The sequence below is a fragment of the Mariniluteicoccus endophyticus genome (assembly GCF_054780035.1).
This window is the reverse complement of sequence record NZ_BAAGXC010000015.1, coordinates 87300-98516: the sequence shown is the minus strand read 5'-3', so window position 1 is coordinate 98516 and position 11217 is coordinate 87300. Positions and strand designations below refer to the sequence as shown.

The window sequence follows — 11217 nt, the reverse complement described above, 5'->3', positions numbered from 1 at the left end:
ATCAGACCGCCAGGGTCGACTCGTGGGTCTCGCGCCCCTTGTCGACGACCCAGCGATCCGGGTGGTCGGCGAGTGAGACCAGCTCGGACAGATAGCTCGGCCAGATCCACTCGTCGGTGGTGCGGAGCTCCTCAAGAGTCCACCAGCGCCAGCCCCGTAAGGTCAGCTGCTCGTCCTCGGTGTGGCCCGACTCGTCGACCTCGAACAGCTCGCATCGGACGACGTAGAAGTCCTCCGCCTGCTCGAGCACCTGGTCGGAGTAGCCGTGGACGGCAACGCGGCGCGAGACCGGACCAACGAGCCTGTCCTCTTCGATGACGAGCCCCGTCTCCTCCTGCAGCTCCCGGACGGCCGCCTGCGCAGGGGTCTCGCCCGGGTCGATGCCACCGCCGGGCGTCACCCACCAGGCCTGCTCGGGCAGACCGGGGTCGGAGTCGGCGAACAGCAGGACCTCGTCACCGGCGAGCACAACCAGGCGTACGGCCGTGCGGGTCTTGTGGGGCCGCTCGGCGGGCGGCAGCGGCACGTACTTGCGGGAGCGGAATGGTTCCTCGGTCACGTCCCGAGCCTAGCGAGTGGACAACGGTACGCCGGCGGCGCTAGGTTCTCCGTCTCCCTGTCCCCTCCCGCCGGCCACAGGTCGGCCTCGGCACGCTGCCACGTGCCGAACGGACGAAGGCCGGCCATGACCGATCTCGACCACGAACGTGCCCATCTCGCTGCGTCCCGCGCGGCGCTGCGTCGTATGCGCGAGGCGGCGTCGCGCCTGCGCGCCGACGGCGGCGACCGCGTGTCGACCGAGGCCATCGCCGAGGCGCTGTGGCGCCGGCGCCGATCGCTGGAGGACGACCCGACGGTGCCGCTGTTCTTCGGCCGCCTCGACTACGACACCGCCCTCGGCGCCGACCACGACGAGCGGCTCTACGTGGGCCGCCGCCACGTCGTCGGCGAGGCCGGCGGCGAGCCGCTGGTCATCGACTGGCGCGCCGGCATGGCGCTGCCCTTCTACCGGGCACGCCCGGGTGACCCGATGCGCGTACGCCGGCGCCGCCGGTTCGGTTTCGACCACGGCGAGCTGACCGCGTACGAGGACGAGGTGCTCTCGGACCCGACGACCGACACCCACTCACGGATCCTCGACGACGAGATCGAGCGACCGCGCACCGGCCCGATGCGCGACATCGTCGCCACCATTCAACCCGAGCAGGACGTGCTCGTGCGCGCCGACCTCGACCGCTCGGTGTGCATCCAGGGCGCTCCGGGCACCGGCAAGACGGCCGTCGGCCTGCACCGCGCGGCGTTCCTGCTGTATGCGTTCCGCAACCAGCTGTCCCGCTCCGGCGTGCTCGTCGTCGGCCCGAACGACGCGTTTCTCGGCTACATCGGCGACGTGCTGCCCGCACTGGGCGAGATCGACGCCCGCTCCGAGACCGTCGACTCGCTCGTCTCGCACGCGACCGGACTGGAGGTGAGGGGTGCCGACGAGGCAGACGTCGCGGTGCTGAAGGGCGGCGCCCGCATGGCCGACGTGATCCGCACCGCCGTCTGGTCGCACCTCCAGCGGCCCACCGAGACCCTGGTCGTGCCCCGCGGCGCACACCAGTGGCGCGTGCCCGCGTACGTCGTCGAGGAGGTCGTGGCGGCCATCCGTGCCCGTGGCGTCCGCTACACCGCGGGGCGCGAAATGCTCGCGCAGCGCCTGGCCCACGAGGTGCTGCTGAAGATGGAGGCGGTGGGCGACTCCCCCGACGACCGCGTCCAATCGGCGGTGGCGCGTACGCGGGCCATGAAGGCGTACGTCGACACAGTGTGGCCGGCGGTCGACCCGGCGAAGCTGGTGCTGCGGCTGCTGACCGATGCCGAGCTGCTCGCCGCCTGCGCCGAGGGCGTGCTGGACGAGGCGGAGCAGGGGCGGCTGCGGTGGGCGAAGGCGCCCCGGTCCCTGCGCGCCGCGAGGTGGTCCGCCGCCGACGTCGTGCTGGTCGACGAGGCCGCCGACGTGCTGGCCCGCACCGGCTCCGTCGGCCACGTCATCCTCGATGAGGCCCAGGACCTGTCCCCCATGCAGCTGCGCGCGGTGGGACGGCGGGTGGCGACCGGCTCGGTGACGCTGCTCGGCGACCTCGCCCAAGCCACCACGCCGTGGGCGACGACGTCGTGGGCCGAGTCACTCGCCCACCTCGGCAAGCCCGACGCCGACGTCGAGGAGCTCGTGGCGGGCTTCCGCGTACCCGGTGCCGTCATCGAGTACGCCGCCCGACTGCTCCCGGCGATCGCGCCCGGCCTCACTCCCCCGCACTCGATCCGCCGCTCGCGTGGCGAGCTAGACCTCCGACCAGGGGACCCGCTGGCCGCCCTCGCCGGCGTCGTCGGCGGTTTCACCGCGGCCGAGGGCACCGTCGGCGTCGTGACGCCTGACGCTCTGGTCCCGGCGGTGCGGGAGCGGCTCGAGGACGCCGGCATCACCTACGAGCTGCTGGGGGCCGACGACGGCTTCACCTCCCACGTCCAGGTCGCGCCCGCGAGCCTGGCCAAGGGCCTCGAGTTCGACCACGTCGTGCTGCTGGAGCCCGCGGGCATCGTCGACGGCGAGCCCGATCGCGTCACGGGCCTGCGCCGCCTGTACGTGTGCCTCACCCGCGCGGTGACCTCGCTGGTCGTGCTGCACGCCCGGCCGCTGCCCGACGAGCTGCGCTGACGCACAATCCTGTAGCCCCATTCGCCCACGGACTGGGATTGGGGGCGGTGGGACAGGAAGCGTGGGGAACGGTCAGCGCGGGGTGGACTTCACCTTGGCGTGGCGCTCGTAGTGGTCGAGCACGTCGTGGCAGATCCGCTCGCCGCTGTACTCGTACACCTCGTAGACCAGGCCCGTGGGCATCGCGACCTCGAGCTGGGTCGTCACGTCGTCGCTCTCGATCATGCGGCCGCCGTACGCCGGGGCGGGCAGCTGTCGCACCTGCACCGGATAGCGGAATTCGTCGCCCTCCTCGCCCTCGACGGCCAGCACGGCCCGGGCGACCACGCGCGCCTCGGTGGCCTCCTCGCGCTGGCGTACGACCGCCGGGATGCCGCGGTCGACCAGCTCCTCGGCGACCTCCCGCAGCGCGGGGATGACGACCGAGTCGAGACGCTGCTCGGCCTGGCGTACCGAGACCGTGCCGAACGTACGTGCAAGACGCTTGCGCCACGACACGCCCGAGGTCGGTGTGTCCCGCACGATCTGGGCCGTGAGCGAGCGGCGGGTCAGCTCGTCGTGGGCGCGCTCGCCCTCGAGCGCCCGATAGAGGCCCACCATGACGACGACCATGACTACCGCGAACGGCAGGCCCATGATGATCGTCGCCGACTGGAGCGCGGGCACGCCACCCACGACGAGCATCGCGATGGTCAGCACGCCGGTGGCGACGGCCCACAGGATGCGCAGCGACGCGCGGGCGTCGACCTCGGGGTCGTCGAGGACCGAGGTCAGGTTGGCCATGACCAGCGCGCCGGAGTCGGCGGACGTCACGTAGAACAGCAGGCCGACGAACGTGGCGAGCGCGATGATGACCATCGGCAGCGGCACCGACTGCAGGAGCGTGAAGAAGCCGTCCTGCGGCGAGTTCATCGCCAGCTCGCCGAACGCCTTGTCACCGTCGACGATGCGCTTGACGGCGGTGTTGCCGAAGATCGTCACCCACATGACGATGTAGGAGAACGGGATCGTCAGTGTCCCGACGACGAACTGGCCGATCGTGCGGCCCTTCGAGATCCGGGCGAGGAACATGCCCACGAACGACGCCCAGGCGATCCACCAGGCCCAGAAGAACAGCGTCCACGACCCCATCCAGCTCGCCGGGTAGTCGTACGCCATTGCGTCCAGCGTCATACCGGGGAACATCGCGACGAAGTCGCCGACGTTCATCACGATGGCGCGGAGCAGGAACGCGGTGTCGCCGGTCACCAGCACCCAGGCGGCCAGCAAGATCGCGAGCGCGACGTTGAGCTGGGAGAGGATGCGGATGCCGCGGTCGACGCCCGTGGTCGCCGAGATGGTTGCGACGGTGACGGCCACGATGACGAGGATCGACTGGACGGCGAGGCCCTGCGGGGCGCCCACCAGGATGCCGAGGCCCACGTTGAGCATCACGACACCGATGCCGAGCGAGGTCGCCACGCCGAAGATCGTGCCGAGCACGGTGGCGATGTCGACGGCGTCACCCAGCGGGCCCTGGACGCGCTTGCCGAAGACCGGGTAGAGCGCGGAGCGCACGGCCAACGGCAGCTGTCTGCGGTGGGCGAAGTAGCCCAGCGCGATGCCCATGAGGGCGTACATGCCCCAGCCGGTGATGCCGTAGTGGAACAGCGTCCACACCGTCGACTCACGTGCCGCCTCGAGCGTGCCGCCCGGGCCCTGCGGCGGAGCGAGGTACTGCGTGGCCGGCTCGGCGACGGCGAAGAACATCAGGTCGGTGCCGATGCCGGCGGCGAACAGCATGGCCGCCCACGAGAACGTGCTGTACTCCGGCCGGTCGGAGTCGGCGCCCAGGCGTACGCGGTGAAACCGCAGGCCCAGATAGATCACGAAGAGGAGGATCGACGTGGCCAGCAGGATGTAGAACCAGCCGAACCAGTTCGACGTCCACGTCACGGCGCTGCCGAGGAGGGCGGCCGCACCCTCGGGCGAGGCCAGGCACCAGCCGGCGACGAGCGCCGTGATCAGGCCGGCGACGACGAGGACGGGCCAGCGCACCGGCGTGCGCGCGGTGCGTGCTGCGGTGGCGCTCATCGCACGCCTCCCGCCCGGCCGGCGATGGCCTCCTCGGCGGTGGGGATGCGGTCGACCGCGTCCCATGCCTGGTTGCGGGCGTCCCCGGGCGGGAAGATCGGCATGCCGGCGTTCGCCCGGTAGACCGGCGGGTGCTCGGCCGGCAGCGGCGTGTTGCCGGCGATGAGGTCGGCGGCCTTCTCGGCGACCATCATCACGGGCGCGTAGATGTTGCCGTTGGTGATCGTCGGGAAGACCGAGGCGTCGACGACGCGCAGGCCCTCGGTCTGGTGGACGCGCATGGTGGCCGGGTCGACGACCGACATCTCGTCGGTGCCCATCTTGGCCGTGCACGACGGGTGGAGGGCCGTCTCGGCGTCCTTGGCGACCCAGTCGAGGATCTGCTCGTCGGTCTCGACGGCTGGCCCGGGCGAGATCTCACCGCCGTCGAACGCGGCGAACGCGGGCTGCGACAGGATGTCGCGGGCCGCGCGGATGACCTCGACCCACTCGCGGCGGTCGGTCTCGGTCGACAGGTAGTTGAAAAGGATGGACGGGCGCTCCATCGGGTCGGCGCTTCTGATGCGCACGTGGCCGCGTACGTCGGAGTTCATCGGGCCGACGTGGACCTGGTAGCCGTGCTCGCCGCCGGCGGCCGTGCCGTCGTAGCGGACCGCGATCGGCAGGAAGTGGAACATCAGGTTCGGGTACGCGACGCGGTCGCTGGTGCGGATGAAGCCGCCGCCCTCGAAGTGGTTGGACATGCCGACGCCCTGGCCGAGGAACAGCCACTGCGCGCCGATGACGGGCGCCTTCCACATCTTCAGCCACGGCGCGATCGACACCGGCTGGATGCAGCGGTGCTGCAGGTAGACCTCGAGGTGGTCCTGGAGGTTCTCGCCGACACCGGGCAGCTCGACGCGCGGGGTGACGCCCGCGGCGCGCAGCGTCTCGGGGTCGCCGACACCGGACAGCTGCAGCAGCTGCGGCGAGGCGAACGCGCCGCCGCACAGGATGACCTCGCCCGCCTCGACGTGGCTGTGCTGGCGGCCCAGGCGTACGTAGTCGACACCGGTGACGCGGTTGTCGCGCCAGGTCAGACCGGTGACGTGCGACAGCGTGGAGATGTCGAGGTTCTTGCGGTTGCGGATCGGGTGGAGGTACGCGCGGCTCGCGCTCCAGCGCGAGCCCCTGTAGACGTTGCGGTCGAACGGCGCGAAGCCCTCCTGGCGGTAGCCATTCACGTCGTCGGTACGTGGGTAGCCGGCCTGGACCGTCGCCTCGAAGAACGCCTGGAACAGCGGGCTGGAGGCAGGGCCACGCTCGAGGCGCAGTGGGCCGGCGCCGCCGCGCCAGGCGTCCGCGCCGGCGTACGTGGTCTCCATGCGCTTGAAGTAGGGCAGGCAGTGGGCGTAGTCCCAGTGGTCGAGGCCGTCGAAGTTCGCCCACTTCTCGTAGTCGCCGGCGTTGCCGCGCTGGAAGATCATGCCGTTGATCGACGACGAGCCGCCCAACACCTTGCCGCGCGCGTGCTTGACGCGGCGACCGCCCATGAAGGGCTCTGGGTCGGACTCGTACGTCCAGTCGTACAGCGGGTTGCCCGACGGGAACATCAGCGCGGCGGGCATGTGGATGAGCGGGTCGACCAGGAAGTCCGCACGACCGGCCTCCAGCACCAGCACCGAGGTGGACGGGTCGGACGAGAGCCGGTTGGCCAGCGCGGATCCGGCGGACCCACCGCCGACGATCACGTAGTCGTAGCGCTTCTTCATCGGTTCTCCTCGTTCTTCGGGTCGGAGAACCAGCCGGCGGGCGCGGGACGCGTGTTGTGCCAGATGTGCTTGGTCTCCTGGTATTCCTGCAGGCCCGCGTGGCCGAGCTCGCGGCCGAAGCCCGACTGCTTCATGCCGCCCCACTCGGCCTGTGGGACATAGGGGTGGTAGTCGTTGATCCAGATCGTGCCGTGGCGCAGGCGGCTGGCGACGCGCTCGGCGCGGCCCGCGTCTTGGGTCCAGACGGCCCCGGCAAGGCCGTAGATGGTGTCGTTGGCGATGGCGACGGCGGCGTCCTCCGCCTCGTCGCGCGTGGCGCCCGAGAAGGTCTCGACCGTCAGGACCGGGCCGAACGACTCGTCGTGGACGCAGTCCATGTCCTGGGTGCAGCCGTCGAGGATCGTCGGCGGGTAGTAGAAGCCGTCGGCCAGCTTGCCGCCGGCACGCTCGCCACCGCAGCGCAGCACGGCCCCCTCGGCCACCGCGGCGGCGACGTACGCCTCCACCTTCTCGCGGTGGGCCGAGCTGATCAGCGGACCGGTCTCGGCGTCGTCGTCGAACGGGCCGCCGAGGCGGATGGCCCGGGCGCGGCGTACGAGCTCGTCGACGACCTGGTCGTGGATCTCCTCCTCGACGACGAGGCGGGCGCCGGCGGAGCAGACCTGGCCGGAGTCGAGGAACACGGCCGTGAGCGCGTTGTCGATGGCGGCGTCGAGGTCGGCGTCGGCGAAGACGACGTTGGGGTTCTTGCCGCCGAGCTCGAGGGCGACGCGCTTCACGGTGCCCGCGGCGTTGGCCATGATCGTGCGTCCGGTCACGAGGCCCCCGGTGAACGAGACGAGATCGACGTCAGGCGACTCGCTGAGCGGACCGCCGGCGCTCGCGCCGGCGCCCAGGACGAGGTTGGCGACGCCCCTGGGCAGGCCGAGCTCGTCGAGGGTACGCATGAGCCAGATCGCCGTCTGGGGCGTCAGCTCGGACGGCTTGAGCACGAACGTGTTGCCGGCGGCGAGCGCCGGGGCGACCTTCCAGGCCGTCTGCAGCAGCGGGTAGTTCCACGGTGTGATGAGCGCGCACACGCCGACCGGCTCGGTGACGACTCGCGAGCTCACATCAGGGATTCCGGTGTCGACGACGCGACCGGCCTCGGACTGGACGATGGCGGCGAAGTGGCGGAAGACCGAGACGATGTCGGCCATGTCCAGCTGGGACTCGATGAAGCGCTTGCCGGTGTCCTGGGACTCCAGGCGGGCGACCTCGTCGGTCTCCGCCTCGAGGCGGTCGGCCAGCCTGGTCAGGATCGCGGCGCGCTCGGGCGTCGGGGTGGTCGGCCAAGGGCCCTCGTCGAAGGCGCGACGGGCGGCGGCGATGGCGCGCAAGGTGTCCTCGGGGCCGGCCTCGGGCACCGAGACCACGTGCGTCCCGTCGGCCGGGCAACGGATCTCGCGGGTCTTCCCGGACTCCGCGGCACACCACTGGCCGTCGATGAACAGGTGGTTCTCCGTCATGCTTCTCCTCGGTCGAAGGGGTACGCGCGGTGCGCCGACGTTATCGAACGACTGACAGAAACGCACGTTACACTTCTTGGGTGCCGAAGTATCCTGTCCGCGAACGCCTGCTCGACGCGGCCGATGCGGTGATGTTCATCGAGGGCGCGGTCGGCACCCCGGTGGACCAGATCCTGAAGGTCGCCGGCGCCTCGCCCGCCTCGCTGTACGGCCACTTCGGCAGCAAGGACGGGCTCGTCGCCGCGGCTCTCGAACGTCGTCTCGTCGTGTGGACCGCCGTCTGGGACGAGGCGCTCGCCGCCGCCACCACCGACGTCGAGCGACTGCTGAGCGTGTTCACCGCCATGCGGACCTATCACGACGAGCGGATGGCCGAGCGCTGGTGCGCCTTCCACGGCACCGCGGCCGCCATCCGCGATCCCAGCCCGGCGGTTCTGGCGCCGATCATGGCCGACCGCGAGCTGCTGTCCGGTCGCCTGCTCGAGCTGGCCCGCCCCATCGCGAACGACCGTGCGGCCGAGCTGGCCGACCACCTCGTCGTGGCGTACTCGGGGATGCTGGCGCTCATGCTGCGCAACGATCCCCACCAGGCCATGGAACAGGCCGAACGCACCGCCCGGTTTCTCGTCAGCGCGTACGCCACCACCACCGACTGATGCGCGCCAGACTGGGCTCATGACCCTCGCCCCCACGTTCTCGACGCCCTACACGGGGCGTCACTGGCTGCCGCACAGCCCGGTTACTCGGGCATCGAGTCCGCACGCGATCCGGAGACGGGCCTGGGGATCACCGTCAGCTACTGGGCCGACCGCGCGTCTGCTCGGGCGTGGAAGCAGGTCACCGAGCACGAGCGCGCCCAGAGCCGACGGCCGCACGCTGTGGTACAGCGACCACGTCGCCCGCGTCGAGCGGGACTGCACGGCATGAGCGGGGTGGCCGGGGCCTACGACACCGTCGCCGACACGTACGCCGACCACTTCCGGGGCACCGAGCCCGAGCAGCCCGTGGACGTCGCGATGATCGCGCACTTCGCCGCACTTCTGCCGGGCCAGCGGCGCGTCCTCGATGCGGGCTGCGGGGGGGGCCGCATGCTGCCCGTGCTCTCCGGCCTCAGGTGCCGCCCCGAGGGGGTCGACCTCTCCGGCGGCATGGTGCGGCGCGCTCGGCAGGACCACCCGGCGTACGCGACCGCCGTGGCCTCACTGGACGCTCTGCCGTACGCCGACGCGACCTTCGACGGGGTCTTCTCGTGGTACTCGACCATCCACACCGATGACGCCGGGCTGCCCGCCGTGCTGACCGAGCTGGCGCGCGTCACCCGCCCCGGCGGCGCGGTGCTGGTGGCGTTCCAGACCGGTCAGGGCGTGCGCGACGTCGCCCCTGCCTACAGGGCGGTGGGGCTGGAGGTCGAGCTCGTCCGTCACTGCCGCACGGCCGACGCGATGTCCCGTGCGCTGTCTGGTGCCGGGCTCACCGAGGTGGCGCGGCTCGACCGGGCTGCGGTCGGTGCCGAGCGAGACGGCCAGGCCGTGCTGATCGCCACGAAAACCCGTTGACCATGCACCGACGCACCCCGTTGGATGCGGTCATGGACGGACTCCCGACGTCGCTCCCGACCCTGTCAGGCGAAAGTTTGACCTCAGCAGCCCTCCAGAGGGGGGCCAGGGCGAAATCTCGGATGATTCGGCACGCCGCCCTCCGTTCAGGGCCGGATGATCGCCATCTTCGTGACGGTGAACTCCTCCATGGCCCAGCGCGGGCCCTCGCGGCCGATGCCAGAGTCCTTCACTCCGCCGTACGGCATGACGTCACTGCGGAAGCCCGGGATCTCGTTGACGACGACGCCGCCGACGTCGAGGCGGTCGAGCACGTCGAAGGCCGTGGCGAGCGAGGCGGTGTAGACCGCGCCCTGCAGCCCGTAGCGCGAGTCGTTGGCGATCTCCAGGGCCTCGTCGACCGAGCCGACGCGCTGCACGCAGACCACCGGGCCGAAGACTTCCTCGCACCACAGCTCGGCGTCACGCGGGACGTCGGTCACCAGCGTCGGGCGGAAAGCCCCCTCGCCGGCGGTGCCGTCCTCGCCGGCGATCACGCGGGCACCGGCCTCGACGGCGGCGGCGACCCAGGACGTGAGCCGGTCGCGGTTCTTCTGGTCGATCACCGGCGCCACGCGGGTCGCCGGGTCACGCGGGTCACCGACGACGACCTCCGGCAGGCGTGCCTGGAGCCGGTCCAGGAACGAGACGGCCACCGCGTCGTGGACCAGCAGGCGCTGCACCGAGATGCAGGCCTGGCCGTTGGCGTAGAAGCCGCCACGGACCACCGCGTCGACGGCGCGGTCGAGGTCGGCGTCCTCGGCGACGATCAGGGCGGTGTTCGAGCCGAGCTCCAGCAGGGCCTTGCGGGGCGCGGCGTTCTTTGCGATGAGGTGGCCGATCGCTGCGGAGCCGGTGAACGACACGATCGCGGCGCGCTCGTCGGTGACCAGGGCGTCGCCCACGTCGACGCCTCCCGTCACGAGCTGGCACGCCGCCGCCGGCAGACCCGCGGCGGCCAGCGCCTCGCGGACGATCTTGGCCAGCCACAGCGTCGCCAGCGGCGTCTGCGGTGCGGGCTTGCACACGACGGGGCAGCCCGCGCCGATGGCGGAGGCGACCTTGTGGGTGGCGAGCAGCAGCGGGTAGTTGAAGCCGGCGATGCCGACCACCACGCCGGCGGGGCGGCGGGTGAAGAAGCCCACCATGCCCTCGCCCGCGGCCTGCACGTCGAGCGGGACGGTCTCCCCCACCAGGTGGGTGACCTCGTCGGCGGCTGCCTCCCACGTCGACAGTGTCCGGGCGACCTCGACGCGGCAGTCCACCAGCGGCTTGCCCGTCTCGAGGACGAGCAGCTGCTCCAGCGCCTCGGTGTTCTCGCGCACCGTTGCGGCCACCGCCTGCAGCACGGCCTTGCGGGCGCCCACGGTCGCCTTCGCCATTGGGCGGCGCACGGCCTCGGCGGCGTCGATCGCGGCGCGCGCCTGGGCGGCCGAGCCCACCGGGGCATCGGCGACGTGCGAGCCGTCGTACGGGAACGCGATCGGCGTGGTCTCGGCGGTCGGCGCCCAGTCGTCACCGATCGGCAGGCCTGCGGGGAGCGAGTCGAGGAGGTTCTGCATGCCGCGAAGGCTAGCCGCGCAACCGTGTCA

Annotated in this window: 8 protein-coding genes; 3 read left to right on the top strand and 5 right to left on the bottom strand. The window is 71.5% G+C overall.

Going from position 1 to position 11217, the window contains the following annotated elements:
• Position 1: 1 nt before the first annotated feature.
• Positions 2-559, bottom strand: coding sequence for an NUDIX hydrolase (locus ACYVGD_RS05035; protein WP_460741899.1), 558 nt, complete (start codon positions 557-559; stop codon positions 2-4).
• Positions 560-685: 126 nt separating this feature from the next.
• Here ACYVGD_RS05035 and ACYVGD_RS05030 point away from each other — a divergent pair, with 126 nt between their 5' ends.
• The gene (locus ACYVGD_RS05030; protein ID WP_460741898.1) at positions 686-2698 is read left to right on the top strand and encodes a HelD family protein; all 2013 of its coding nucleotides are present in this window, start codon (positions 686-688) and stop codon (positions 2696-2698) included.
• A 72-nt stretch (positions 2699-2770) separates the two neighbouring features.
• Here the strand turns inward: ACYVGD_RS05030 and betT are convergent, their stop codons facing one another.
• From betT to ACYVGD_RS05015, 3 genes are read right to left on the bottom strand one after another with little or no spacing between them, the layout of a single operon-like run.
• A complete protein-coding gene (gene betT / locus ACYVGD_RS05025; protein WP_460741897.1) occupies positions 2771-4771 on the bottom strand; it encodes a choline BCCT transporter BetT in 2001 nt (666 codons plus the stop codon).
• The gene (gene betA, locus ACYVGD_RS05020; RefSeq protein WP_460741896.1) at positions 4768-6522 is read right to left on the bottom strand and encodes a choline dehydrogenase; all 1755 of its coding nucleotides are present in this window, start codon (positions 6520-6522) and stop codon (positions 4768-4770) included. Before betA ends, betT begins: the two co-directional genes overlap by 4 nt.
• Entirely contained in the window at positions 6519-8030 is a 1512-nt protein-coding gene (locus ACYVGD_RS05015; RefSeq protein ID WP_460741895.1) for an aldehyde dehydrogenase family protein, read from the bottom strand. The genes betA and ACYVGD_RS05015 overlap by 4 nt, the downstream gene beginning before the upstream one ends.
• 80 nt (positions 8031-8110) lie before the next feature.
• Here ACYVGD_RS05015 and ACYVGD_RS05010 point away from each other — a divergent pair, with 80 nt between their 5' ends.
• Together ACYVGD_RS05010 and ACYVGD_RS05005 are read left to right on the top strand one after the other, a co-directional pair.
• Positions 8111-8686: a TetR/AcrR family transcriptional regulator gene (locus tag ACYVGD_RS05010; protein ID WP_460741894.1), complete on the top strand. Its 576-nt coding sequence runs from the start codon at positions 8111-8113 to the stop codon at positions 8684-8686.
• 267 nt (positions 8687-8953) lie between these two features.
• Complete coding sequence (locus tag ACYVGD_RS05005) at positions 8954-9586, top strand: class I SAM-dependent methyltransferase (RefSeq protein ID WP_460741893.1); 633 nt, start codon at positions 8954-8956, stop codon at positions 9584-9586.
• A 146-nt stretch (positions 9587-9732) separates the two neighbouring features.
• Here the strand turns inward: ACYVGD_RS05005 and ACYVGD_RS05000 are convergent, their stop codons facing one another.
• On the bottom strand, positions 9733-11187 hold the full coding sequence (locus tag ACYVGD_RS05000) for an aldehyde dehydrogenase family protein (RefSeq protein ID WP_460741892.1): 1455 nt from the start codon (positions 11185-11187) through the stop codon (positions 9733-9735).
• Positions 11188-11217 lie beyond the last annotated feature (30 nt).